The 26,390-nt window shown below is 42.4% G+C and carries 29 protein-coding genes; 7 read left to right on the top strand and 22 right to left on the bottom strand.

Annotation, left to right across the window (positions count from 1 at the left end):
- Nucleotides 1–137: 137 nt before the first annotated feature.
- From D0907_RS04975 to D0907_RS04965, 3 genes are all read left to right on the top strand, one after another.
- Nucleotides 138–1,289, top strand: a complete 1,152-nt coding sequence (locus D0907_RS04975) for a chorismate mutase (protein WP_036970008.1) — start codon at nt 138–140, stop codon at nt 1,287–1,289.
- Nucleotides 1,290–1,433: 144 nt separating this feature from the next.
- The gene (dsbB, locus tag D0907_RS04970) at nt 1,434–1,952 is read left to right on the top strand and encodes a disulfide bond formation protein DsbB (RefSeq protein WP_074988668.1); all 519 of its coding nucleotides are present in this window, start codon (nt 1,434–1,436) and stop codon (nt 1,950–1,952) included.
- Nucleotides 1,952–2,254 (top strand): DUF6170 family protein, encoded by a 303-nt coding sequence (locus D0907_RS04965; protein ID WP_036970014.1) that lies wholly within the window; start codon nt 1,952–1,954, stop codon nt 2,252–2,254. Before dsbB ends, D0907_RS04965 begins: the two co-directional genes overlap by 1 nt.
- Nucleotides 2,255–2,279: 25 nt before the next feature.
- Here D0907_RS04965 and D0907_RS04960 read toward each other — a convergent pair whose 3' ends face one another.
- Nucleotides 2,280–2,573 carry a ComEA family DNA-binding protein gene (locus D0907_RS04960; RefSeq protein WP_065978764.1) on the bottom strand — a complete coding sequence of 98 codons (294 nt, stop codon included), beginning with the start codon at nt 2,571–2,573 and terminating at the stop codon, nt 2,280–2,282.
- A 250-nt stretch (nt 2,574–2,823) separates the two neighbouring features.
- On the opposite strand from D0907_RS04960, the gene D0907_RS04955 reads away from it, so the two are divergent.
- On the top strand, nt 2,824–3,132 hold the full coding sequence (locus D0907_RS04955) for a YebG family protein (RefSeq protein ID WP_074988669.1): 309 nt from the start codon (nt 2,824–2,826) through the stop codon (nt 3,130–3,132).
- Nucleotides 3,133–3,268: 136 nt separating this feature from the next.
- On the opposite strand, the gene putP is transcribed toward D0907_RS04955, so the two are convergent.
- On the bottom strand, nt 3,269–4,780 hold the full coding sequence (gene putP, locus D0907_RS04950) for a sodium/proline symporter PutP (RefSeq protein WP_065978762.1): 1,512 nt from the start codon (nt 4,778–4,780) through the stop codon (nt 3,269–3,271).
- A 376-nt stretch (nt 4,781–5,156) separates the two neighbouring features.
- Here putP and D0907_RS04945 point away from each other — a divergent pair, with 376 nt between their 5' ends.
- On the top strand, nt 5,157–6,380 hold the full coding sequence (locus D0907_RS04945; RefSeq protein ID WP_036970026.1) for an EAL and HDOD domain-containing protein: 1,224 nt from the start codon (nt 5,157–5,159) through the stop codon (nt 6,378–6,380).
- A 66-nt stretch (nt 6,381–6,446) separates the two neighbouring features.
- On the opposite strand, the gene D0907_RS04940 is transcribed toward D0907_RS04945, so the two are convergent.
- Genes D0907_RS04940 through ccmA form a run of 10 tightly spaced genes read right to left on the bottom strand, consistent with a single transcriptional unit; the run spans nt 6,447 to nt 14,162 of the window.
- Nucleotides 6,447–7,178 (bottom strand): MlaA family lipoprotein, encoded by a 732-nt coding sequence (locus tag D0907_RS04940; protein ID WP_036970030.1) that lies wholly within the window; start codon nt 7,176–7,178, stop codon nt 6,447–6,449.
- Nucleotides 7,179–7,187: 9 nt separating this feature from the next.
- On the bottom strand, nt 7,188–8,450 hold the full coding sequence (gene ccmI / locus D0907_RS04935) for a c-type cytochrome biogenesis protein CcmI (protein ID WP_074988670.1): 1,263 nt from the start codon (nt 8,448–8,450) through the stop codon (nt 7,188–7,190).
- Entirely contained in the window at nt 8,451–8,912 is a 462-nt protein-coding gene (locus tag D0907_RS04930) for a cytochrome c-type biogenesis protein (RefSeq protein WP_036970035.1), read from the bottom strand. It abuts the gene before it with no gap.
- Complete coding sequence (locus tag D0907_RS04925; protein WP_065978760.1) at nt 8,909–9,481, bottom strand: DsbE family thiol:disulfide interchange protein; 573 nt, start codon at nt 9,479–9,481, stop codon at nt 8,909–8,911. The genes D0907_RS04930 and D0907_RS04925 overlap by 4 nt, the downstream gene beginning before the upstream one ends.
- On the bottom strand, nt 9,478–11,433 hold the full coding sequence (locus tag D0907_RS04920; RefSeq protein ID WP_036970041.1) for a heme lyase CcmF/NrfE family subunit: 1,956 nt from the start codon (nt 11,431–11,433) through the stop codon (nt 9,478–9,480). The genes D0907_RS04925 and D0907_RS04920 overlap by 4 nt, the downstream gene beginning before the upstream one ends.
- Before the next feature lies 1 nt (nt 11,434).
- Nucleotides 11,435–11,914 (bottom strand): cytochrome c maturation protein CcmE, encoded by a 480-nt coding sequence (ccmE, locus tag D0907_RS04915; RefSeq protein WP_036970044.1) that lies wholly within the window; start codon nt 11,912–11,914, stop codon nt 11,435–11,437.
- The gene (gene ccmD / locus D0907_RS04910) at nt 11,911–12,114 is read right to left on the bottom strand and encodes a heme exporter protein CcmD (RefSeq protein WP_036970047.1); all 204 of its coding nucleotides are present in this window, start codon (nt 12,112–12,114) and stop codon (nt 11,911–11,913) included. The genes ccmE and ccmD overlap by 4 nt, the downstream gene beginning before the upstream one ends.
- Before the next feature lie 2 nt (nt 12,115–12,116).
- Nucleotides 12,117–12,854, bottom strand: coding sequence for a heme ABC transporter permease (locus D0907_RS04905; protein ID WP_036970052.1), 738 nt, complete (start codon nt 12,852–12,854; stop codon nt 12,117–12,119).
- A gap of 1 nt (nt 12,855) precedes the next feature.
- Complete coding sequence (gene ccmB, locus D0907_RS04900) at nt 12,856–13,542, bottom strand: heme exporter protein CcmB (protein WP_036970055.1); 687 nt, start codon at nt 13,540–13,542, stop codon at nt 12,856–12,858.
- Nucleotides 13,542–14,162, bottom strand: coding sequence for a cytochrome c biogenesis heme-transporting ATPase CcmA (ccmA, locus tag D0907_RS04895; protein WP_118844096.1), 621 nt, complete (start codon nt 14,160–14,162; stop codon nt 13,542–13,544). Before ccmA ends, ccmB begins: the two co-directional genes overlap by 1 nt.
- Before the next feature lie 102 nt (nt 14,163–14,264).
- Between ccmA and fliK the strand changes: the two genes are divergently transcribed.
- A complete protein-coding gene (gene fliK / locus D0907_RS04890) occupies nt 14,265–16,826 on the top strand; it encodes a flagellar hook-length control protein FliK (protein ID WP_244223141.1) in 2,562 nt (853 codons plus the stop codon).
- A gap of 6 nt (nt 16,827–16,832) precedes the next feature.
- On the top strand, nt 16,833–17,141 hold the full coding sequence (locus D0907_RS04885) for an EscU/YscU/HrcU family type III secretion system export apparatus switch protein (RefSeq protein ID WP_036970060.1): 309 nt from the start codon (nt 16,833–16,835) through the stop codon (nt 17,139–17,141).
- A 381-nt stretch (nt 17,142–17,522) separates the two neighbouring features.
- Here D0907_RS04885 and D0907_RS04880 read toward each other — a convergent pair whose 3' ends face one another.
- From D0907_RS04880 to cheY, 10 genes are all read right to left on the bottom strand, one after another.
- The gene (locus tag D0907_RS04880) at nt 17,523–17,924 is read right to left on the bottom strand and encodes a DUF2802 domain-containing protein (protein ID WP_036970062.1); all 402 of its coding nucleotides are present in this window, start codon (nt 17,922–17,924) and stop codon (nt 17,523–17,525) included.
- Nucleotides 17,925–17,940: 16 nt separating this feature from the next.
- The gene (locus tag D0907_RS04875) at nt 17,941–18,438 is read right to left on the bottom strand and encodes a chemotaxis protein CheW (protein ID WP_036970065.1); all 498 of its coding nucleotides are present in this window, start codon (nt 18,436–18,438) and stop codon (nt 17,941–17,943) included.
- 21 nt (nt 18,439–18,459) lie between these two features.
- Nucleotides 18,460–19,206 (bottom strand): chemotaxis protein CheW, encoded by a 747-nt coding sequence (locus tag D0907_RS04870; RefSeq protein WP_036970068.1) that lies wholly within the window; start codon nt 19,204–19,206, stop codon nt 18,460–18,462.
- Nucleotides 19,207–19,208: 2 nt separating this feature from the next.
- Nucleotides 19,209–19,979 (bottom strand): ParA family protein, encoded by a 771-nt coding sequence (locus D0907_RS04865; RefSeq protein WP_036970071.1) that lies wholly within the window; start codon nt 19,977–19,979, stop codon nt 19,209–19,211.
- 11 nt (nt 19,980–19,990) lie between these two features.
- Nucleotides 19,991–20,950, bottom strand: a complete 960-nt coding sequence (locus D0907_RS04860) for a flagellar motor protein MotB (RefSeq protein ID WP_065978756.1) — start codon at nt 20,948–20,950, stop codon at nt 19,991–19,993.
- Nucleotides 20,951–20,956: 6 nt separating this feature from the next.
- Entirely contained in the window at nt 20,957–21,721 is a 765-nt protein-coding gene (locus D0907_RS04855; RefSeq protein ID WP_065978755.1) for a flagellar motor protein, read from the bottom strand.
- Nucleotides 21,714–22,850, bottom strand: coding sequence for a protein-glutamate methylesterase/protein-glutamine glutaminase (locus D0907_RS04850; RefSeq protein ID WP_118844095.1), 1,137 nt, complete (start codon nt 22,848–22,850; stop codon nt 21,714–21,716). The genes D0907_RS04855 and D0907_RS04850 overlap by 8 nt, the downstream gene beginning before the upstream one ends.
- A 75-nt stretch (nt 22,851–22,925) precedes the next feature.
- A complete protein-coding gene (locus D0907_RS04845) occupies nt 22,926–25,205 on the bottom strand; it encodes a chemotaxis protein CheA (RefSeq protein WP_075593873.1) in 2,280 nt (759 codons plus the stop codon).
- Nucleotides 25,206–25,220: 15 nt separating this feature from the next.
- On the bottom strand, nt 25,221–25,988 hold the full coding sequence (locus D0907_RS04840) for a protein phosphatase CheZ (RefSeq protein WP_036970081.1): 768 nt from the start codon (nt 25,986–25,988) through the stop codon (nt 25,221–25,223).
- Between the two features lie 17 nt (nt 25,989–26,005).
- Entirely contained in the window at nt 26,006–26,389 is a 384-nt protein-coding gene (cheY, locus tag D0907_RS04835; protein WP_016708035.1) for a chemotaxis response regulator CheY, read from the bottom strand.
- Nucleotide 26,390: the final 1 nt, after the last annotated feature.

The following is a 26,390-nucleotide window of genomic DNA, read 5'->3' as shown; positions in this document are numbered from 1 at the left end:
CGCACTTATTTTTCGTTTTTTAGCTTCTTTAGATAGAGGAGGCTTAACTGTTTGCGAGATAAATTCACCGAATAGCTAAAGCCTCCCTCTTGGGAGGCTTTTTTGTTTGTGCACTGTTTTGGAATGAGGAAACCAACATGAGCAACGATGCATTAAATGCGTTACGACACGATATCAATGAAATAGATTCCGATTTATTAGTATTACTCGCAAAACGACGACGTATTAGTCACAGTGTTGTTGAATATAAAATTGCCAACAATAAACCGATTCGCGATGAAGCCCGCGAACAAGCATTGCTTGAAAAGCTAATAAGCTATGGAAAGTCGCTGGGGTTAGACGCCTACTACATTAATAATGTGTTCCAGACTATTTTGGAAGACTCCGTATTAAATCAACAGGCCATGTTACAAAAAAGCCTGAACCCAGATGCAATGAGCGAAACGCATCGTGTGGCATATTTAGGTGGTCAGGGCTCATACAGCCAATTAGCGTGTCATAAATACTTTAGCCGCCGCCCGGGTAAGGTCATAGAAATAGGCTGCTCGAGCTTTGAGCAAATCACGGGGAAAGTTGAAAATGGCCAAGCCGACTTTGGCTTGTTACCAATTGAAAACACAAGTTCGGGCAGTATCAATGAAGTCTTTGATTTATTACAACACGCCCAAGTTTCTATTGTAGGTGAAGTCACTCACAGTGTTGAGCATTGTTTACTTGCAATACCGGGCACTGAGCTTTCACACATCAATAAAATATATGCGCATCCACAACCTTTCGCACAGTGCAGTCGTTTTGTGCAAGGGCTCGGTGATATCCAACATGAAACCTGTGATTCGACATTTCACGCGCTACAATCCGCAGTTGAGAACCCGAATAGTGCGGCCATTGGCTCTGCTCAAGCGGGTAAAAATGTTGGCCTCGAGGTTGTTAAGTCTGGACTTGCAAACCAAAGTGAAAACCACAGCCGCTTTATTGTTGTTGCACGTAAACCATTGCAAGTCTCTAAACAAATCCCCACTAAAACAAGTTTGATTATGGCAACTAAACAGCAAGCAGGTTCGCTTGCAGATGCCTTAATGATATTTAAACACCATCAAATTAACCTTGTAAAACTAGAGTCTCGACCAGTGCCAGGAAATCCATGGGAAGAAGTGTTTTACGTTGATTTAGAAGCAAACCTAGATGATGCACATGTAAAACAAGCGCTAGAAGAGCTAAAAGAGCATACCCAATACACACGCGTACTGGGTTGTTATCAAAGTGAATCTCTACAAGCTGTGAGTGTTTAACCTTCATTCATACACATTAAGTAAAGGAGCCGTTGGCTCCTTTACTATTTATCTGCGTTGTTTTTACGAATATTCATCGCAGGCACTTGCACCCTGCGCAGTCCCTAAGCATAATCTTGAAAACAATTAGAAATGAGATTTTTCATGAGTTGGTTAGCTGAGTTAGCAAACAAAAGAACCCCTTGGGTATTATTAGCCTTAACGGCACTCGCATTTGAAATAACAGCCCTGTTTTTTCAATATAATATGGGTCTAGAACCCTGTATTATGTGCATATACCAACGCACAGCGATGCTTGGTCTCTTAGCCGCGGGTATCATTGGAGCAATAAACCCACACGCTGTAACCTACCGATTAATCGCCTTTGCAACGTGGGGAGTCTCTGCCATTTGGGGCTACTTTATCGCAAAAGAGCACATTGCTATGCAAAACAACACAGATCCATTTGCATTTAGCTGTGCGTTTGAGCCAAATTTTCCTAGTTTCATGCCCCTACATGAATGGATCCCGCACTTTTTCGCAGCAACAGGAGACTGTGGCAACATTGATTGGCAATTTGCGTCAATGAGTATGCCCGCATGGATGGAAGTCATCTTTGCCGCATATTCAATTGTTTTTGTCGGGGTTTTAGCAAGCCGCTTACTAGTCAAAAAGTCACTGTAATGATTTACTTTTTTAGCAGTCAAATTCCTGAATTAAAGACCTTTAAAGTAAGGCAGCGTCAGCAGATAATAGCAATTGCACTGAGCCACTTAAGCCCAATGCATAAAATCGTTTTATCTGTGTGCAAACTGGCATTTTTAGCGCCCTTGTTTCTAGGCCTTGCCTACTTTGAAGGTTGGATGCTTTTACCTTGGTTATTATTAGCGGGATTAAGCTACCCATTAATCACAACGCCGGTTGAAAATATGTTCGCTCAACCTCACCTGCGAAAAGCGATACAAGAGTTTAAACAGGGCGAATAGACGCCCTGTTTAAATTACTATTTAGTTAAAGCGAAATTTTTCCTTCTATTTTAGCGAATAATTTATCACCAATCCCCTTAACCTCTTTCAGTTGCTTAACTGATTTAAATGGGCCTTGATTCTTACGATGCTCAACAATGGCTTGAGCCTTCGATTTACCAATGCCAGGTAACTGAGAAAGTTGCTCTACAGTGGCTTTATTGATACTCACTTTTTGAATTTTTGTTTGCACTGACTCAGCTGGTTTTTCAGCGAGTGCCTGAGTCGCCGGCAGTAATGCAAGACTTGCTGCAAATAGTAAACTTGATAATAACTTCATTGTTTCCTCCATGATGTCCTTACGTGGACTGTTAAATAGTCTCGTCACCGAACACTAATTCCATTACATTCGTCACTAATTTGGTGACAAACTAAATAAAGTCAATTTATGCCTTTTTGTCAAATTAATGTCATAAAAAATACACACACGCAGCTTGCAAATTCGGCCCCAAACGATTACTGTATATAAAAACAGTAATCAAAGTAGCGATTACACGCTGCAAATGCCACGCTTGAATGCAGGAGAAATCATGGCTGTTGTTGTTAAATATGTTGTAGAAAGAAACGGAGTCGAGCGCATGACGTTTACTACCAAAAAAGAAGCTGATGCGTACGATAAAATGCTCGACATCGCTGAGTCGTTAGAGCTCATGCTTGAGAAGGTAGATGTACCATTAAGTGAGCAACAAATTGAATCTCTAGCCCTTGAAATAGCAAAAGAAAAAGACCAATTTATGGCTGTCCTAAAAGGCGCTAAAGAACTGCCTAGCAAACCGAAAAAAGCCAAATCAGCAGACACAGATAAAGTCGCTGATATAAAAGAAAAAGCAGCCAGTTAATATCCCTTACTTTAGCAGCGGATATTATTCATCAAAGTAACCGGTCACTCTTAAAGTAGAGTTAAAAAATTAACACAAAAAAGGGCAACTTATGTTGCCCTTTTTAATTACATTCTAAAGAATGACACTTAGCGTCCTAAAGTGACGATTCAACTTCATCAAATAATTGTGTAATTTCTTGTTTTGGCTCTGATGTGTTCAAGCTAACGACCACAATGGCAATACTTGATAAGATAAAGCCCGGTACAATTTCATAAATAATGGCACTTAACTTTTCACCATCAATCGTAATCGGTGCATAAATCCAAAACAGCACTGTCGCAGCGCCCACAACCATTCCCGCTATTGCCCCTTGTAGGTTCATTCGTCTCCAATAAAGGCTAAGCAACACTAACGGTCCAAATGCAGCACCAAACCCTGCCCATGCATTGCTCACTAAATCTAATATAGAGTTATCACGGTCATAAGCTAAGTAGATAGCAAAAACGGCAACCAACATCACACTAACACGACCAATTAATACCAACTCTTTTTGAGACGCGTCGCGATTCAGGTAAATTTTATAAAAATCCTCAGTCAAAGAGCTCGAACACACTAATAACTGCGAAGAAATAGTACTCATGATCGCTGCTAAAATTGCGGCTAGGAGAAAACCTGCGATCAGTGGGTGGAAAATGAGTTCAGATAAAACTAAGAAAATTGTTTCTTTATCGTCGATTGGCATTTGGTTTTCAAGCATATAAGCCGCACCGAATAAACCAGTAAATACAGCACCAATTGCAGACAATGTCATCCAAGACATACCAATACGACGCATGGTAGGCATATCTTTGACAGAGCGCACTGACATAAAGCGGACAATAATATGTGGCTGACCAAAATAACCTAAGCCCCAAGCCATTGCCGAAATAATCGCAATTGTCGAGCCACCTGCAAACCAATCCATCATGTTAAGTGCATGAATTTCTGTTTCTTTGGGTGAGCTTAATAATAGGTCATAGCGAGCATTAGCCAAGGTGTCCATGAAAGGCTGATCAAGCATTGTAAAAGTCGCAATTGGCACAGCTAATAACGAGATAAACATAATACAGCCTTGCACAAAGTCTGTTAAACTTACTGCAAGAAATCCACCAAACAAGGTATACACAACCACAACACCCGTGGTGATATAGAGCCCCATTTCGTAGCTCATATTAAATGAGTTTTCGAATAATTTACCACCGGCAACAACACCTGATGAGGTATAAAGAGTAAAGAAGACAATGATCACAATGGCAGAAATAACGCGAAGAATATTCTTATTATCATCGAATCGATTAGCGAAGTAGTCTGGGATAGTAATCGAGTCATTCGCCTTTTCGGTATACACACGTAATCGCGGCGCTACGAGGAAATAGTTTGCCCAAGCACCTAATACGAGTCCTATTGCAATCCAAACTTTACTTAAACCAAATAAATACATTGCACCTGGCAGGCCCATTAACAGCCAACCACTCATGTCAGACGCACCTGCCGATAACGCAGCTACACTGGGTGATAAATTACGCCCACCTAGCATATAACCCGATACATCGTCAGTTGATTGCTTATAGGCATAAAGCCCTATTCCCAACATAACAATGAAGTACAATGCTAACGAAATTATCATTCCTGTTTCCAAATCAGCCTCCAAAAATTAATCAATGTAGGCTTCTAATCCAAATAATGACTCGCAAGTTACTTAGTTTTAAGACATTATTGGGATAAAAGCCGGTATCACACACGACTATATCATGCTTGTGCCCCACAACTCCAATTAAGCCGATGAGCTGTATAATTTACAATAACAACGGTTTGCTAACAATTTTTCTGATATTTAATTCAAGTTATAGAATTTAAGCACAATTTATCTTAGTCTTAAGGTCTTGAACAAGAGAATAAAATTACGTTTCCCGCATAAAATTTATTTAACTAATGCTATTTTAAGCTCAATGCAATATATTGCGGGAAGGAAATGAATTAACAGATGTGGACTTGCTTCAATTATGTATTTTTACGCTGCGCGCCAACCGATTTTAGATAAGGAAAAGAAACTCATAGGCTACGAGCTCCTCTTTCGGGATGGTGTAGATAATGTGTTTCCAGACATCGATGGCGATGAAGCAACTTCACGGCTTATTGAAGGGAGCCAGTTTAATTTCGGCTTAGAAGATTTAACCGACAATAAACCCGCTTTTATTAACTTTACTTTAGACACCTTACAAAAAGGCTATCCGCTGTTATTAGGTAAAGACCACGTTGTTGTCGAAATCCTTGAAACAATTCAACCGGGAAAACGCCTGCTTGCTTTAGTCAAAGATTTAAAAGAAAAAGGCTATACACTTGCCCTTGATGACTATATTCATCAACCTGTTTGGCGTCATTTTTATCCGTTTATCGATATTATTAAAATCGACTTTTTAAGCTCCGAGGCCGAGTCAATTAAAGAGGTAATTGAGGCAATAAAGCCTTTCCCTCATATAAAATTACTTGCTGAGAAAGTAGAAACCCACGAAAAGTATCAACTTGCTCTCGACCTAGGGTTTAGTTATTTCCAAGGTTTCTTTTTTTCAAAACCTGAAATGGTACAAAGTAAAACGCTGCCTCCGTCAGAGATGGCACTTGCTGAGCTTTTATACGAAACATCGAGTGTTGATCTAAACCTTAAGAAAATCACTGAAGTCTTTGAGCGTGATGTTAATTTATCTTATAAATTATTACGTTACTCAAATTCAGCCGCGTTTAAACGCCGTGCAGAAATAAGCACTATTAAACAAGCACTTATTGTATTGGGAAGTGAAGAAATTAAACGCTTCTTATCGCTACTTTTTGCTGCACAAGTGGCTGCTGATAAGCCTGCAGAGCTTATTCGATTATCACTCACTCGTGCTCGATTTGCAGAGTTATTGGCAATCAGTCACGGAAAATTCCGTGATACAGGAATGGCATTTTTAACCGGTATGATGTCCTTAATGGACGCTATTTTAGATGAAGAGATGTCTAGCGTAATGAATAAGTTGCCGTTGGCAAACGACATTAAAGTTGCGCTTCTTAAAGACGAAGGCCTTTTAGCCAGTTATTTACGCTTGGTAAAACAATATGAGCAAGCTAATTGGCAAAATGCCAATGAAATACAGCAAGCACTTGGTCTGAAGCCTGAAGAAGTTCCCGATGCATACCATGACGCTGTTAACTGGGCGAATGAACAAATGGCTGTGTTTGGCGACTAATACCACCCCGCTTCATCTCCATAAAAAATGCCAGCATTCATGCTGGCATTTTTTATAGGATACTTTTTAAAGATTTTCTAAGAAGTCTTCATCAAAGTCATCAGGCTCTTTTTCGATGGGGGGATTGCCATCGTGAAGCTCATAGAGCTGGCGCTGAAAATAGACATCTTTTACGAAGATATACGGATCGAGCGACTCATTTAATAAACTTTCTTGGTTTATCAATGAGGCACGGGCCTCCACTGCTTTTAAAACAAAAACCAAGACGGTTTGCGGTGTAGTCAGGGCTATTTCTGGTAATACGACGTTATCGACAACATCACCAGTTAAATTACGGGCTGTACTTGGTCCCATGCCTGGGATCATTAAGTAGGCACCATCACCAACTCCCCAAACACCCAGTGTTTGGCCAAAATCTTCATCCACTATCTCTAACCCCAGTGATGAAGCAACATCGAAGAGACCCAACAAACCGACCGTTGAATTGACTAAAAAGCGTGCCAGACTAATTCCCATATTACCAGGCTTACCTTGAAGACCCGCATTTACCATGTCTGTTGGTGCAGTGATATTATCGGTAAAATTCACAATACTGCGTCTAACAGGCATAGGCGTAACGGCCACATAACCAACCGCTGCAGGGCGAAGAATGTACGCGTCGAGTACGTCCATATTAAAATCGTACATTGGACGGTTAAATGACTGTAACGGGTCACGCTCATCAACTTTTTCTTCAGGAATTTGTGCGCATCCTGCTAGCACTACAAAAAAGATAAAAAATATACTGTGCCTAAACATCGGCTATCCTTACGGTATTAACTCATTAATTAGCAACGCGTATTCTTTAACGTTTTTACGCTCTAAGACATCCGAATTACCTTCCAACTCGCCGCTAGAAGTTACCACAGTCTCATCTTTTGATAAACGCGCGGTTAAAATAATTTTATCGACACTCGATAAATTTAAACCATCAACCATGGCATTACTATCACTGAGGGTCACCTCAAGTGGAAAGCTATACTCGGTCATTTTCACAACGGCTAATGGCATTTGTGGACCACTGGCTGCTTTTGCGAAAATAAACAAAGTGCCATTTTCAGGTTGTTTATTGCTAAGTGATTCATCTAAATTGACCGTGATTTTAATCTCACTGTTGCTATCATTGACTGCACCAGCGCTTGCGACTTGTTGCTCATTATTTAAATGTGCATCAATTTCAGCAATACGCTGTGCAATCATTGGATAACGGGGATCATTTTGCTCCATACTAGCAAGTAACACTTCGAATGCAGTTTTAGCTTGCAACCAATCCTTACGCTCATAAGCAATAAGTGCTAACAATGAAATAGCATCGATATTGGTGGGCTCAGCCTTGAGCACGCGAGATAACATTGTTGCAGCACGTGACATGTTTGCGTCACTGCCTTCCATTAAAAGTACCTGAGAGTAACTGATCAGCACTTGTTTGTTATCAGGATTCATTTTCAACACTTTATCAAATGACTGCATCGCCATGTCGAACTCATTCAACGACATAGCAACACGTCCAAGCAGCATCCAAGCCACTTCATCGTCACCGCTTTGATCAAGCTTAGTACGCAGTGCTAACGCAAACGCTTGTAGCTCATTTGCTGTCAAAGGCTCACCACTTTGCATTACTGCACGCTCACCATATGACTTTAAGTTTGCCATGGCATCGTGCCAGCCTTTAATCTGTTGCTGACTGCCGGTGTAGCTGTAGAAAATAACCGTTAATGTAATTAAAAACACGGTTCCGGTTAGTGCAAAAATACGATTATTACCTTTACTATTCAGTGCTTTTTCTGGCGAAAGCTCGTTTAATAAACGACGCTTTAACTCAATAACCGATTCACTGTGCATATTTTTATCAATACGCTGGTTGTCTAAATCAGCTTTCAATTCTTCTAAACGTTGGTAATAAATTCGGATCAATTCCGAGTTTGCATTGTGATCAAGGCGTTGAATACGTTCGCGTTTAAAAAACGGCACCACAACAAACAGCAATGCAATCAGTGTGAGTAAAACAAAAGAAGCCCACATTAATGCCATTTAGTTTTGCTCCTGACGTTGATTTTGTTCAATTAACTTAGCGAGTAACGCTTCGTCTTCTGTTGTCCAAGTTTGTTTAACCGACGCTTTACGTTGACGCAAAACAATAAAGCCAAAACCCAGCACCACAATCAATACAGGTAACACCCACAACACTAAAGTTGCTGGTGTAACAGGTGGATCGTAGTGAACAAAATAGCCATAGCGATCAATCATGTAATCAATCACTTCCTCTTTGGTTTTGCCATCTTTAACGAGCGCCAACACTTTATCACGGAGATCCTTTGCGACAACGGCATCTGAATCGGCAATATTTTGATTTTGGCACTTAGGACAACGCAGCTCTTTCGTTAACTCACTAAAACGCGCTGCTTGTTCGTTATTATCAAATTGATATTTATCTTGCTCTGCAAAAGCACTCACCGTGATCAGCAAGCTTACTAAAAAAATCACCCACCTCATTGCTGTAGCTCCTGCATTAACGGTGCAAACTTAGCTCGCCATACACGCGGGTTAATATCGCCAGTATGGTGAAGTAAAATAGTACCTTGTTTATCAACTAAAAAGGTTTCGGGGGCACCCGATACACCTAAGTCGAGAGCCAAGGTGCGTTTTAAGTCTAAAATATTAAACTGGTATGGGTCGCCAGCACGATTGAGCATACTCGTGACATCGTCACGTAACGCATTAATATCAAATTGACCGTCAAAGTCAGGGTCATAACCTTGCTCATAGTACAAGCCGATAATTTTAACGCCTTGTTCTCTGAGCTCAGTTAAGTAGCCTAATTCAGCCAAACAGGTTGGGCACCATGTGCCCCATACGTTAAGAAGATACACTTCACCTTTTAAATCAGTGTCTGTCCAACGTTTAGACTCATCCATTAAATCAGGCAAATTAAAAGTAGGCATCGCTTGACCAATACGCCCTGTTTGCAATTCACGTGGATTAGCAAATAAGCCTTGGTACAAAAATACGCACAGTAAAACAAAAACCAGCAAAGGCGCTAATGCTAACAACTTTCGGTTCATGCTGCGGCCTCCCCATTCAATGATTTTTGACGGTAACGCTTATCGCCTAAGACTAAGAAACCCGCGAGTGAAATTAAAATACCACCAAGCCACATCCAACGAACAAACGGTTTGTGGTAAATACGCAACGACCACGCGCCTTGGCTAAGTTGCTCACCAAGCGCTAAATACAAGTCACGAGTAAACCCTGCATCAACCGCAGCTTCTGTCATAAATTGCATGCCAATGTCGTAACGACGCTTTTCTGCATGTAAGACGGTTACTTGCTTGTCGTTTTTAAACACGGTCACCACACCTGCATGACCACTGTAATTCGCACCACGGATTGCTTTAACACCGTCAAAACGATACTGGTATTCATTAAGCGCGACTTTATCACCCGGCTTCATCGATACATCGCGCTCAACTGAGTACGCAGAGGTTAAGGTAACGCCTGCAATTACAAATGCTAAACCAACATGACCCAATACCATCGCCCAATAACTCAAACCTAGACGTTTAAAGCCCTCAGACAATGTCGTGTGAATAGTCACTTTTGACACTAAATCGACAAACGTTGTGACAAAAATCCATATCGCCAGCGTTGTGGCTATAAACGTGATTGGCGCCACTACATCATAGCTTGAGTACAGCCATGCAGCAGTTGCAACAACACTGACTACTGCTGATAACGCAAGCTTATTTTGTAGCATTGACCACTTATTTTGTTTCCATCGTAGTAGCGGCCCAATTCCCATTAAAATAGCGAATGGAACAAGTAAAATAGCAAACATCTTGTTAAAGAATGGTTCACCAATAGAGATACTGCCTAAACCAAGCTCTTTATGGATCATAGGTAACAACGTACCTAACAGAACGATTAAAGTCGCTACAACGAGAAAGATATTATTAAGCCACAGTGCCACTTCGCGTGATGCAAACTTATATCGCCCTTCACTTTTCACTTGAGAAACGCGCAGTGCATACAGGCTCAACCCGCCACCAACAACAATCGCTAAAAAGGCCAATATGAACATACCGCGATTAGGGTCTGAGGCAAACGCATGCACCGAAACAATAATGCCTGAACGCACAATAAAGGTGCCTAATAGGCTCAATGAAAACGCAGCTATTGCCAGTAGTACTGTCCACGACTTAAATACACCACGCTTTTCTGTGGTCGATAATGAATGCAATAACGCGGTGGCAACAAGCCACGGCATTAACGAGGCATTTTCCACTGGATCCCAGAACCACCAGCCACCCCAGCCTAGTTCTGAGTATGCCCACCAACTGCCGATAGTAATACCAAACGTTAAAAAGCCCCACGCTGTCATAGTCCAAGGTCGAGACCATTTTGCCCACGTATTATCAAGCTTGCCGGTAAGGAGTGCAGCAATCGCAAACGCGAATGACACTGATAAACCCACATAGCCCATGTAAAGTAATGGCGGGTGGATAATCATGCCAGGGTCTTGAAGAAGTGGATTCAAATCTCGCCCTTCAACAGGGAAATAAGGCAGTAATCGTTCAAATGGACTCGACATTAACAAGGTGTAAAGCATAAAGCCCACGCCTAAAAAGCCTAAAACACCCAGTACACGCGCACGTAATACCCAAGGCAATGATTTAGAACGCATTGCAACAACCGCAGTCCACCCTGCTTGCATCACTAACCACAACAAAATAGCGCCTTCATGGCCCCCCCACGTCGAGGTAATTTTGTAATACCAAGGTAAGGTGCTACTTGAGTGGTAGGCTACGTAAGAAACGGTAAAATCATCAGTTAAACTGGCATAAATAAGCGCAGCAAAAGAGAGCAGTACAAACACAAACTGGCCCACTGCCAGTGAGGGCGCCGCACGCATCAGGCGTAAATTACCAGTATGAGCCCCCCACAATGGAAAAATACACAATAAGACACTGAGCACCATGGCCAGTGTGAGTGAAAAATAACCGAGTTCTGGGATCATATTAATTACCGCTTTCTAAGTTATAGGTCGGTTTTTCGTGCTTGATACCTTTCACTGCTTCAGCAACTTCCGCAGGCATGTATTCTTCATCATGCTTAGCGAGTACTTCAAACGCATCAATTTCGTTGGCATTCACAAGCACCCCTTGGGCTACAATCCCTTGGCCTTCACGAAATAAGTCTGGCAAGATGCCTTGGTAATTAATTGTCACCATTGGGCCTGTATCAATCAGTTTAAAACTGACTTTAAGGCTTGATTCATCACGCACAACAGAGCCTGGCACAACCATACCGCCAATACGCAATTTTTGACCTATGTGCGGCTTTTCTTTGTTAGGGCCTTTACCATCAACAAGCTCACTCGGCGTATAAAATAAATTAATGTTTTCTTGTAGTGCATATAGCACCAAACCAATCGTTGCGCCCACACCGAAAATGATGGCGACAACAGCTAATAAGCGTTTTTTACGTCTTGGATTCATTGCCCTGCCTCTTGCTTCGCTTTTTTAATGCGCTCTTCTCGTTGTGCTTGTTGCTTAACTGAAGAGAAAATACGTTTCGTATCGTTTAACGAACTCACTAAAATACCAAGTAAAATTAATGCACAGCTGCCAAATGACAACCACACATAAAAGCCATAGCCTCCCATGGCAATAAAATCTGCAAAAGAATCAAACTGCATGATTAACCTCGCTCAAGCATTTGACGCACCCACGGACGGTGCTTTTCACGCTGTAATATTTCATTTTTAAGACGGATCAACGTCACAGTCCCGACAAAGGCAGCAAACGCAACAATATTCACCATTAATGGCCAAAACATGCTTGGGTCAATCGCTTTTGTATCAAACTTTGTGATTGTGGCACCTTGATGAAGGGTGTTCCACCACTCAACTGAGAAGTGAATGATAGGGAGGTTTATTACCCCAACAATGGCCAAAATACACGCGGCTCGCCCTGCGGCTTTCTTATCTTCAAAAGCATGGTATAGCGACAACACACCTAAGTATAAAAATAACAGAATAAGCTCTGACGTTAAGCGTGCATCCCACACCCACCAAGCGCCCCACATAGGTTTACCCCAGGCTGCTCCGGTGATTAATGCGATTGCTGTTACACACGCTCCAACAGGCGCAATTGCAATCACTGCAAGTTCAGCATTACGTAGTTGCCATACTAATGCGATCACTGCGGCAATCGCCATAGAGGAATAAGCACCCATCGATAAGATTGCAGATGGGACATGGATAAAAATAATTCGGTAGCTGTCTTTTTGTTGGTAATCTGCAGGTGCATAAGCCAGCCCCCAGACCCATCCAACAATCATACACACCACCGTCACGACGGCGAAATAAGGCAGTAAGGTGTTACACAATTGGTAAGCACGATCTGCTTTTGCGTAGGGATGTAACCACTTCCACATATTAACTTACACTCACTTTCAATGCTGACGATATGGCAATTGGCGCAGCTAAAATCGCAACGATTAGCATGGCGCCAAGGATTGCAAGCTGTCCACTATACGCAAGCTCCATTGAACTGGTGTCGATAGCAGATGTTGCAAAAATTAATACTGGGATATACAAAGGCAACACAAGTAAGCTCATTAAAATGCCGCCTTTTTGTAAACCCACCGTGAGTCCAGCACCGATTGCGCCTATAAAGCTTAGCAAAGGTGTACCCAATAACAGGGTTAGCACTGTAGCAAGAAGTGCTGAACTTTCTAAATTTAATAACAAAGCGAAAACTGGCGTCATTAATACCAAAGGCAGCCCCGTAATCACCCAATGAGCAGCCACTTTAGCCAATACTGTCAAAGGTAACGGGTATGACGAAGCTATAAGCTGCTCTAATGTGCCATCGTGGTAATCATCACGAAAAAGTTTGTCTAAACCAAGCATGGTTGAAAGTAATGCGGCGACCCAAATAATACCCGGTGCCATTCGTGCTAATAAACCCGGTTCAGGTCCAATCGCCAGTGGGAAAAGAGTGATAACAATCAGAAAAAATAGAATAGGATTAACGATTTCAGCACGCTGACGAAACGCTAATTTAAGATCTTTTGAAAAAACCGCAGAGAACAGTTGCCAATAAGAGTGCTGCTTTACCATCAGTGGCGATACTCCAAAGTCACCGTTTTAAGATCACTAAACTGTGTTGTTAAATCTTGGTGCGTAGTGAGAAGAATAGCCCCACCAGCATTTAAGTGTTCAACGAATCGTGCTTGTAAAAATGCCACACCGCTTTTATCAAGTGCTGTAAATGGCTCATCTAAAATCCATAACTTTGCACTGTTTAGCCATAGTCGCACTAAAGCCACACGACGTTGCTGTCCTGCGGAGAGCATGCGTACTGGCACATCTTCAAGCCCCACTAAACCAATTTTGGCTAAGATAGGATAGAGATCTTGCTGTGTATCGTAACCATTAATCTTTAGCCAAAACGCCACATTCTCAAGCGCCGTCAGTTGGCTATTCACACCTGTTTTATGACCGATAAATAAAAGCGATTGCGCATACTCATCGTAGTATTTTGCAATCGAACGGTCTTGCCATAAAACATCGCCCTCATCTGGCATAGCGAAACCAGCAATAATACGCAATAATGATGTTTTACCAGCCCCATTCGGACCAGCTAACTGCATAATTTGCCCCGATTTCAAGCTGAAATTAAGATCCGCAAACAAACAACGATCTTGCTTGATGCAGGTGACGGCCTTAATGTGTAACAAGATGATGATTCTCTATACCCAAAATTAGGCGTTAGTCTACCATAATGATAGGGTAATACGAATATTGCTTTATAACGATTAACTTATATTTGATCTAAAATAATGAATAAACAAAGCCAGTTGACTCTCACCACTCACCTAAACCTTGATCCAAAAGGCATACATTCGGCTGATCAACAACACCCCAACGACGCGTTAAAAGCACTCACAGATCAGCACTTAACAGCACGCAATATTGTTGTAACTAAACATACTGTGCAAATGGATGTATTAATTAATAACAGCTGGCAAACCTTACGCTTATCGACAGAACAAGCGAACCCACAACTTGAGAAATTTTTAGCCGCAACCATTCAATTAAGCAGCGATGGTAAACAACTGACAATATCACCCTTACCCGTAACAATGACGCTGAGTAAAGCGCCTCAGTTACACGCTTTACTTAATCTGTTAGCACAGGGTGACTCACGTACAACCGCCCCCTTACCTGCAAACCTTGCTGCAACAAAGCCGGCTTTGCAATTACCCGTACTCAACACTGAGTTTGTACTCAATAACACCCTTGCAGCACTCTTAAAAACAGAAACTCCACTCAAGGCTGTGATAGTGCCTGCCAGCAATAAACACAACGAGTTTTCGCTGACAATCATTAACCGTTTTGGTGATTCACTTCACCAACAAAGTATTAGCCAGCAAAAGGTCGCAGAACTTTTGGCAAAACTCACACCTGAGCTAAACCTAAAGCTATCTGGGCAACAAGTGCAGTTGAACATACCTGAAAAGCCAACGTCCTCCTTAACGGTGCCATTAAATACACTGCCCTCTAAGCAAGTAAAAAATATTCAAGCTCAATGGCAGTTAAGCCCGCTTAGTTTAATAATGACACCTAAGGCAATTAAAGACACTATCACGCTTATTAATCAAGCGCCTGCACAGCAAATAACACTTAAAAATTCTCTCGCAGAGACCTTTATTCAAGCACTGCAAAGCCAGCGCAATGCTTCCCCTAAACAGCATGTTGAATTAACGCCACTAAGCACCACAGACTCACCGATTCGCTCATGGTTAAAAGGCAGTTTTGCCGACCTAAAAACGCGCATAACCGATGCTGTTCGTTATTTCGAAAAACTACCCGCTGCAAATAAAGCCACAAATAATTCACTTGATGCTGCATTGAATACTAAAACCGACTCAATCAGTCAGCTTGGCTTTAATGCTAAACGACTCGATATTGTCAAACTCGCGGCTTTTGAAAATAACAGGCCAACCGAAACACGATTCCATCAGCCAACATCAGCAACCGCTGTGGCTGATGCACCAAAGACTCATGCCCCCTTAGCCAACACTTCAGGGACAACAGCTACAATACGAGCGCAGGTCGAAAACCCGATGCTGCCTGTTAGCTTTACTAAATCGGCGCCACTTGTTCAGCTATTTAAATTGATTAAAGCAAGTGTTTTTCCACGCATCAATAGTCAACAAGCAATTGAATTACAAAAACTAATCCCCGCTGAGGCTAATAAAACTCAGGGGACAGAGTCGCCATTAATAAAGCCTCACGCTAAACCTGTTGCAGCAAACCAAATGACACTGACCCAGCCGCCAAGTAATGTAGCAAGTCTCAAAACGCAACCAGCGCTGACACACCCCAAGTTAGACAAACTGCTGACAGATGCGGGTAATACATTAAAAATGCAGCCACCTTATTTAGCGTTGAAAGAGCCTAACTTAGCGCAACCATTACAACCCATTAGGCCTTTAGAGGCGGCGTTAATTGCAAAGTTACTGCCTTTACCTAACACCAAAAGTAGCGCAGTCAGTGATCTTCCTGTACAGCTGAGTCAAAAAATCAATGAACTAAGTGAGCAAAACAAATCCCCCTCAGTCGATTTAAATAGATTGGTGAATCAAGCATTTAATAGAATGATATCAACTCAAAATGTACACCCTTCAACCATTGAGCGTGAGTTACTGAGCATTATAAGGCCCTCAAGTTTGACACCTCAAAGCCAACAAGCCAGTTTTACTCAAGGGCTTGAACAATTAGCTATAACCACACTCGCGGCCCCCATCGTAAGCCAAGCCCCTACAAACCTTAGTTTTAATAATCAAACAGGGCTTGATGCACTTTTACAGGTGTTAGTACCTAACTTTAAAGCCGTGAACAGTAATAAGTTACTCGAACAACTTCAACAACCTAGCTTGCAAGCCATGGCCGCAGAAATAAGCCAAGTAAAAACAGCGCTCACTCAAGTGCAAGCAACACCGATTAACCAGCAACAAGATGCCAGCGCCCTCGCGCAATTTTTCTTACCCATGAAACTCCCCCCAGAAACAGGGCAAACAGAGATAAGTCTTGGGCAATACAAAAAACCCAGTAAAAATAAACTCGAGAGCAAGAATGTGTGGTTTGTTAGGTTAAACTTTGACTTTGCAACGCTTGGTAAACTGCAAGTAACGGCTGAGGTTATGGATACCGCGGTCGATTGCCAATTGCTTGCATCGTCGCAAGAGGTAACCGCTCTAGCGCACCCGCATTTAGATACACTGCGCCATAAGCTCGCTAGTCATGGTTTAAATGTAGGAGAGTTAAGTTTAAAACAAGGTACAACGACTCATCAGGCATTTTATAAATCGCATGCCATCATCAACATTAAGGTTTAATATTCAATGAGCGAACAATACACACATAAGTCAGCCATTGGTCTTCTCTACGAAGCTGGAAACTCGCCAAAAGTAACCTGTAAAGGATTTGGTGAGCTGGCAGAAGAAATTGTGAAGCTTGGCGAACAAAAAGGCATTTTAGTTCATCAAGATGCTGATTTAGCAAAAACACTGTCACATCTTGAGTTAGGTGAAGAGATACCGAAGGAGCTTTATTATGTGATTGCTGAGCTTATTGCCTTTTCGTATGTTTTACGCGGTAAATTTCCCCCTGGTTGGCAAGATTTTCAAGGCAAGTTAAATATTCAGGCTTAAAAAGGAACGTCCTTTCACATCATTAAGTAATACCATTCCGCTTAATTAAGTGGTCTATTTTGAGGCAATAAAACCGCGTTGATAACAAGGCAAAATTTTAGTTATTTAGTTGTTCTAAATCAGAAATTTTTAACGCAGGTAGCGACTGGTTTAATCACTCAAAATGATTAAGTATTTTTGCGGAATGGTATAATCTATATCAGGTAAAAAATGGTGTCGATGGCAAGGCAAAAATGTCGTTATTTAGTTGTTCTCGGCAATTGCTCCTGCCCTACCTCCTGCACCCATGCAGTCGTAAATCAGACATTTTTAACGCAGCTAGCGATAGGTTTTATCCCTCAAAATGATTAAGCATTAGTGCAAGTTGGCAAAAAGGTGCTCTTAAGCACCTTTTTGTTTATGAAGCGACATAAGTAACTCAGCTTCAGCTCTGGGTAGTTCACATTCGTGAATAATCTCTTCGAGATCAGCACCCAGTTCAACCATTTTGACCGCGCGCGAATAGATTTTCGCATTAGGATCATCATATTTTTGTGCGTCTTGCAGTTGCTCAAGCTCTTGGCTTTTTTCTTCCACTGCGACAACACGTTTGCCAATACTTAGCATTCCTGCGCGCATTTCAGCCACTTCACTACGCAGAATACTCAGTTGTTGTTGAGTTTCTTGCAGTTGTTTTTGCTTTGCTTGAATAGCCGCGGATTGTTTATTGTTATTAACAAAAATAAGCCCCAAACACACTAATACAAGTAGGATTGAGGCACCAAACAAGGAGTATAACAGCATATAATTTCCAAACGCTTTATAGTGCGCTCAGCTCGTCCCACTCATCGTCATTTAATAGCTTATTCAGATCAACCAAGATCAATAACTCACCATCACGGTTTGAAACGCCTTGGATAAACTTAGCGCTCTCTTCAGTGCCAATATTTGGCGCACTGTCGATTTCAGAGCTGCGTAAATAAACAACTTCAGCCACACTGTCGACTAAAATACCAATAACTTGTTTTTCGGCTTCAATAATAACAATGCGAGAATTGTCTGTTACTTCTGCACCCATTAAGCCAAAACGTGCACGCGTATCGATAACCGTAACAACATTACCACGCAAGTTAATAATGCCCAGTACATAAGAAGGCGCGCCTGGTACAGGAGCAATTTCGGTATAGCGAAGTACTTCTTGTACTTGCATTACGTTAATGCCGTACGTTTCTGCTTCAAGTTTAAAGGTTACCCACTGTAACACTTCATCGTTGCTATCAGCATTTTTATTCGCTGACAGTAGTCTTTCTTCACTCATGCTATTACTCCGTAATAATAGTTACTGCTCACGGCTGTCTAAGCCTTGCTCTAGCAATTGATATAAATTTTCAACATCAATCAAGGCACACATTTTTTCTTTGATAACCCCAGCAAGCCAAGGCCGCTTACCTGATTTTGCTCGCCATTTTACATCTTCTTTGCGAAGCGTAATATTATTTACGAGCTTTTCAGCCAACAATCCCCATTGGCTATCACCTAAGGTGATTAAATACTGATAATCTAGTGATTGTTCTAGCTTTTCATTATACTTTTCTGGCATAACCCAGCGAGCGGTGTCTACCACATTCAGTTTTTCATCGCGGTTAAGCATGACCCCTTTAAACCACTTAGGCTTACCAAATAATTGGTTTACCTCTGCAAGTTGATGGATACCGCCTAATGCTTTTAACGGCACTGCAAGGGTTAACCCTGCCACCTCAAAAAATAAAGCCTGAAACTCACCATCAAAATAGTCTTCTTGACGTTCAGATGACGTTTTAGCTGCAATGTCATTGCTAGATTTCTCGACTATATCTTTGATATTAGCTTGGTTCTCGGTTTTCTCAAGCTCTTTAGTCGGTTCAACTAGGGGTATTTCGGGTTCAGGTGCCGCTTCTGGCGGAGCAATATCTACTTTTGGTTGTTTTACTTGCTCCAGTAATTTTGCAACAGGCTCTAGATTTTGTTCAGCAGGTTCATCTTCGCACAGCAAGGCACCCAAGTATTGGGTCATCACTTTTTCATTGGCAAATAAATGCTTACTCATCGTTAACCTTGTGCAATTAAGAAATCAAGTAACGCGCGATATGCAAAAACCCCGCGTGAACGCGGGCAAAATTGAATCGGCACTTGTTGTGCCAAACTCGCATCTCTAAATTTTGTATCCACCGGCACTACACCAGACCACACTTTGTCTTTGTAATTATCCTGCAACGTTTTATAGGCTTCAAGGGATGCTTTAGTCCGCTTGTCATACATTGTAGGGATAATTGTATATTGGTATTGTTTCGACTGTGAAGTTTGCATTAACTCCATAGTACGCATCATTCTATCAAGCCCTTTCAATGCCAAGAATTCAGTTTGCACAGGAACCAAAATTCGCTCACTGGCAGCTAATGCATTAACCATTAGCACCCCAAGGACTGGCGGGCAGTCAATGATAGCGTAATCATAATGCTCACTAATTTTAGCCAGTGCTTTTTTTAAAATAAGGCCCATGCCATTTTTGTTGCCCATGCTTCTATCAAGTGTTGCTATGGCCATGGTCGCGGGCATTATATCAAGGTTTTCAAGCGTTGAAGGGCACAGCGCCTGTAAAATTTCTTCACTTGCCATACTATTGCCGCGGGCAAAAATATCATAAACACTGACTTCCAGCTCTTCTGAATCAATGCCAAAATAATAAGTAAGTGACGCATGCGGATCGGTGTCTATGAGTAAAACGCGCTTTCCTTGTAATGCTAGAATACCAGCAAGACTAACAGCTGTTGTTGTCTTCCCTACTCCACCTTTTTGATTCGCTACTGTCCAAATTTTCACATCACACCTTATTATTGTTCATTGCGCGTGGTAATTCGAATCCCACCATGGGGTAATTGAATCACTTTAATGGTGTTATCATTGCTTGGCAACTCAATTTCAGCAGGCTCTTCAGGTGCGACATCCATTGGTTGATCATTATTCTGCTTTGGCTCTGGCGGTAAACCGTATTTAGATAATGCCACCACGACTTTACGATTTTCGGCTCGACCTTGTGCTGTATCATTACTGGCAAACGGTGAATACTGGCCATACCCTTCAATTGCCATTCGCGCAGGGTTTATTCCTAAACTTTCAAGCTCAACAAGTATAGACGTGGCACGTGCAACAGATAATTCCCAGTTAGAACGAAACATTTCATTACGGATACCTTCATTATCCGTGTAGCCTCTAACGCGAATATAGTTATCAACAGGGGCAATAATCTCTTTAACTAGAGCAACCACTTCCTTTGCTCGTTGTTGTGCAACTGCGCTACCCGATGAAAATAACATGCCTGAGCTCAATTCTATGATAAGCCAATCTTGATGAAGCTCTAAACTAGCCTCACCATCCCGAATTTCATCGATTAATGCCGATTGTAACTTGGTAAGCAAGCTATCAAGGGGTTTACCTAAGTGCTTTTTATCTATATTGCTGGTTTCACTTTGACCGTCGAGTAACTCGGGGCCTTGCTCATCTTTACGTATACTTTCACCGTACAAAATGTCGTTTTCAGGGGTCACACGGTCAGTTAAAATACCCGTCCCATTGACGCCTGTGCCTGCCTGCTCCTGTTTGCGAGCTGACTTTTCAAACACCTGCTCAAGCGAATCAGACAAAATTTGAAAATCTTCATTCTTGCTAATAGCGATAGCGTACATAACAACAAAAAAAGCGAACATAATAGTCATGTAGTCCGCATAAGAGACTAACCAGCGCTCGGTGTGCTGGCTTTTTTGAGTGGTATGACGCATACGACGGCGCATCATAAAAACTTACTCACTGACTAAGCTTGGACGTTCAACACGGTACGCCTCAAGTTTAAGTTCAATATTGAGTGGGCTCTCGCCTTGAGCAATCGCAATAATGCCTTCAGCAAGTAATTCGTGATACAGCATTTTTTGTTCAATCTGTTGTTTTAGCTTATTTGCCATTGGCAGGAACAATAAATTAGCTAAACCGACGCCGTAAATCGTCGCAATAAACGCCGTTGCAACGCCTGCACCTAACTTTTCTGGGTCAGTAATAAATTGCATTGCCTGAATAAGGCCAAGCACGGCCCCTAATATGCCAATTGTGGGGCTATAGCCGCCCATTGCTTCATACACGCGACTGACTTCTAACAGACGTTCGCGTTCAAGCATTAAATCAATCTCTAGCGTATCTCTGAGCTTATTTTCGCCGGCGCCATCAACAAGCAAGCTTAAACCTTTTGCAGCATAGGGGTCTGGGTGCGCAAGCGCTTCAGACTCTAAAACTAAATACCCTTCTTGACGCGCTTTTTGTGACCACCGCTTCACTTGTTCAATCGCGGCGTCCACGTCATGGTAAGGCGGAAAAAACACCCAGTGACTAATTTTCAGCGTTTTAGTAAACACACTGCCTGGTGTTTGCAGCATGACCGCACCTAAAGTTCCGCCAAGTACAATAATTAAGGCAGGACCATTGAACAAAGCACTGACAACCCCTCCCTCAAGCGCGTAGCCGAAGGTTATGGCACAAATAGCAACGATTAATCCAAGAAAAGACAGCTTATCCACAGCCAGTCTCACGTATTAAGCGTGTAGCAACATCATTAAGAGCTAGGTTTTCACTGGCTAAACCCGCATTAGCGACAGCCTGTGGCATACCATAAACCACACTGGTTTTTTCATCTTGTGCCCAAATAGTGGCTCCCACTTGCTTCAGCATGCGAGCACCATCACGACCATCAGCCCCCATACCAGTCAGCACCACCGCTAATACATCACCACCAAATGCTTTTGCAGCACTGGCAAATGTCACATCGACACTGGGTTTATAGGTAATACGCGGACTGTCATCTTCAAACACACGCAGTGTGCGTGCAGAGCCACGTCCCTCTATCAGCATTTGCTGACCACCCGGTGCTAAATACGCAGTGCCAGGCATCAGTCTGTCACCCTGCTGTGCTTCTTTCACATTGATTTTACACAGGCCATTTAAACGTGCAGCAAACGCTGGCGTGAATGCAGCCGGCATATGTTGAATAAGTAATATGGGGTGCGGAAAATTAGCAGGTAGTTGCGTTAATATTGTTTGCAGCGCAACGGGGCCACCTGTCGAGGTGCCAATTGCAACAACTTGGTACTGTTTCCCTGACGCTCTAACATTACTCGACGGCGAAGGCGCTGCGGGAGTTGAACGGCTAAAACTACGATCTGGCTGAACAATGCCGCCGCTTCGCGTGCTAGTTGCAGGTGTCGGGGACGCCGGACGAGGTGAAGTCAAAGGACGTGTAAAACGAGAAATACGGCGACGCCCTATTTCCTTTACTTTATTTTGTAGTAAGGCAATCGCTTCTTCATTGTTTCTTGCAATGTCTTCAAACTTTTTAGGCAAGAAATCAAGCGCCCCCGCGTCCAGTGCATCTAGCGTGGCTGTTGCACCATCTCGGGTTAACGAAGAAAACATTAATATTGGCGTAGGCGTTGCTGCCATAATTTCTTTAACAGCACTAATGCCGTCAAGTACCGGCATTTCAACATCCATTGTAATAACATCTGGTTTTAGCTCACGCGCTTTATCAACTGCTTCGCGGCCATTTACAGCAAACCCTATTACCTGAATGTCGCTGTCTTGCTCTAATATTTCGCTTACTCTGCGACGAAAAAAGCTTGAATCATCAACAACTAATACTTTGACTGCCATTAGCACTCTCTTGTTATTTATGCCATAAAGTGCAGCATATTAGCTGCACTTTAAAATTATTGAGCCTAACTATTATTAGCCAACGTAATGTTTTAGCATACTTGGTACATCTAAAATCAGTGCAATGCCACCATCAGAAGTGATTGTTGCGCCTGCCATACCTGGTGTACCTTGCAGTAAAGCATCGAGAGGTTTTATCACCACCTCTTCTTGACCAATTAATGAGTCAACGACAAAGCCCACTTGCTTAGTACCAATCTGTACGATAACCACATGACCTTCTGCTTTACGCTCTTGGCGATTGGCTCCTTTCACTAACCAATGTTGTAAATAAAATAATGGAATCGCTTTTTTACGGACAATAATTGTCAGTTGCCCATCGACAACGTTGGTCTTTGTTAAATCAAGATGGAAAATTTCACTCACCCCAGCCAGTGGTAAAGCAAAAGTTTGCTCACCCACAATAACCATCAGAGTCGGCAAGATTGCCAGTGTTAAAGGTACTTTGATCTCAAGTATGGTTCCAACACCTAGCTCAGATTGAATGTTCACAGAGCCATTTAGTTGGGTGATTTTGGTTTTCACCACATCCATACCCACACCACGACCTGAAATATCTGAGATTTCCTCTTTGGTTGAAAAACCTGGTGCAAATATTAAATTATACGCTTCAGTGTCCGATAAACGACTCGCTTGGTCGTGATCGATAACCCCTTTGTTTATTGCTATTTTTTTCAGCTTCTCAGGATCCATACCTGCACCATCATCACGAATGGTGAGCAGGATATGATCGCCTTCTTGCGATGCTGAAAGCGTAACTGTCCCTGTACGAGGCTTACCGGCCGCTTCGCGCACCGCAGGCATCTCGATACCATGGTCAACAGAGTTACGCACTAAGTGAACAAGTGGATCAGCAAGGGCTTCAACTAAGTTTTTATCTAAGTCGGTTTCTTCACCGACTAATAGCAAGTTGATGTCTTTTTTCAAGCTACGTGCTAAATCACGAACAACACGCGGGAAACGACCAAATACTTTCTTAATTGGCTGCATGCGGGTTTTCATTACCGCACCTTGCAAGTCTGCCGTGACGACATCTAGGTTCGAAATGGCTTTCCCCATAGCCTCACTGTTGGTGTTATTTGCAAGGCTCACTAAGCGATTGCGCACCAACACCAACTCACCAACCATGTTCATAATTTGGTCTAACCGTTTAGTGTCGACACGCACGGTTGTTTCAGCTTGGGGAGGCGGCGCTTTTTTCGCCGCCGCAGCAGCCTGTTTCTCGGGCGCTTTTTCAGTTGGCGCAGGCTTACTCGTTGCAGGTTGTGGCGCAGATTTAGCAGGCTCAACCTTTGCAGCCACTGGGGCCGCAGGTTTTGTTGGCTCAACTTTGGTTGTTTCTGGCGTTTGCGGCTTATCTGTCTCTAATGATTGCGGCGCACTGCCTTTGCCATGTAATTCATCAAGTAATGCTTCAAACTCATCATCACTAATTTCATCATCAGAGCCTTCATTACTGACTGCAGGGGGGCTTTGCTCGACCGGAGCGCTTGGCTCAGCGGGAGCTTGGCTGGTAATTTTGTCGGCTTTTACTTCACCAAAACTGCCAACGCCGTGAAGCTCATCTAATAAGCTGTCAAACTCATCATCGGTAATATCATCGCTGTCACTGCTCATGGTGTCTGATGTGATTGATGCAGGCCCTTGGCCTTTACCGTGCAACTCATCGAGCAAGCTTTCGAATTCATCTTCAGTAATTTCATCTATGTTTTGTGGTTGAGCTTGGGTATCACCCAATCCCCCATCAAATAACATATCAAATGCAAACGGATCGTCGTCATCAATATTACTAGAGACATCAGCAGTAACTTCGGGTGTATCAACAACCGGTTCAGGCTCAACAGTGACTTCTTCTGCTACTTCGTCTGTTACGGTTGTGTCTTCACCAGCGAGCTCTTCTGCTGTTGGTGGTTGACTTAATTTATGTAGGACGTCTAAGAGGGCTTGATCTGCTGGCTCTGGTTGTTCACGATTTTGAATTGTCGCGAACATTTCATTGATTGTATCGAGGGCTTGTAAAATAACATCCATAAGTTCTGGTGTGACACTGCGCACGCCTTGGCGCAACAAATCAAACACATTTTCAGCACCATGACACGCATCAACAAGTTCAGTCATGCTTAAAAAGCCTGCGCCACCTTTTACGGTGTGAAAGCCTCTAAAAATAGCGTTTAGTAAGTCTTTATCATCTGGATTATTTTCAAGCTCGACCAATTGCTCTGACAAAAGCTCTAAAATTTCCCCTGCTTCAACAAGGAAATCCTGTAAAATATCTTCATCGACTTCAAAGCTCATGCAGCTACTCTCCTCTTAGAAGCCCAGACTTGATAATAGGTCATCAACTTCATCTTGTCCTGAAACAACATCATCGCGTGACTCTTTATCAATAATTGGCCCTTCTGGACCTGCCAGCGTATCGCTTTGTGCAGGTGCTTTGTCTATGGCCTGTTTTTCTTGTTTTATTTGACCATCGTCTTGACTGCCGAATACAGTTAAGAGATTGATTAAACTGTCTTCTACTTCGCGCACTAATTCGATAACACGGCGTATTACCTGCCCCGTCAAGTCTTGATAATCTTGCGCCATTAGCACGTTGGTCATCAAGCCTTGTAACTCATCTGTTTTGGTGTGCGAGTTATTCATGAACTTATCTAAGCTGTGGCATAACGTTTTAAATTCACCGAGTTCAATTTCTCGATTCATTAAACGATCCCACGTTGGTTTAATCGTGGCAATTTCATCAGCGAGCTGTTGTGCTATAGGCAAACTCGCTTCCACGGCATCCATCGTTTTATTGGCCGCGCTTTCAGTCATTTCCATGACATAATTCAAGCGCTGCTTTGCATCCGGGATTGCTTCTGTTGTTAAATCTGTGAGTCGAGTATCAAGATCGAAGTTTTTTAGTGCTTCATGAAGTTGTCGTGTCAATTTACCGACTTCAGCAAACAACTCTGATTGTTCTTTTGATGCTGTTTCAAGTATCAGCTTATCAGCCTTCTCTTGTTCACCATTTTCAAGATACTCAACAAGTTGACGAGCTTGCTCTAAACTTATTTGAGGCGCAGCAAGTGCTGACATAAGCCTCTCCCCTTAGATTAACCTAAACGTTCAAACACTTTTTCCAATTTGGTTTTCAGTGTCGCAGCAGTGAATGGTTTGACGATATAGCCATTAACACCCGCTTGAGCAGCAGCAACAATTTGTTCTTTTTTCGCTTCAGCTGTCACCATTAACACGGGGATATGTTTAAGGCTATCATCAGCACGAATTGCGCGTAATAGATCAATACCTTGCATTCCAGGCATATTCCAATCTGTTACAACAAAATCAAACTCTTGATTTTGCAACATCGGCAATGCTGTTGAACCATCATCAGCTTCCTGCACATTGGTAAAACCTAAATCCCTTAACAGGTTTTTAATGATACGTCTCATTGTAGAAAAATCATCAACAACAAGAATTTTCATGTTTTTATCCAAA

Origin of the sequence: Pseudoalteromonas lipolytica (assembly GCF_003515105.1) — a bacterium.
GTDB classification, from domain to species: domain Bacteria; phylum Pseudomonadota; class Gammaproteobacteria; order Enterobacterales; family Alteromonadaceae; genus Pseudoalteromonas; species Pseudoalteromonas lipolytica.
Note: the sequence above shows the minus strand (reverse complement) of the source record. Positions and strands in the feature narration are given on the sequence as shown.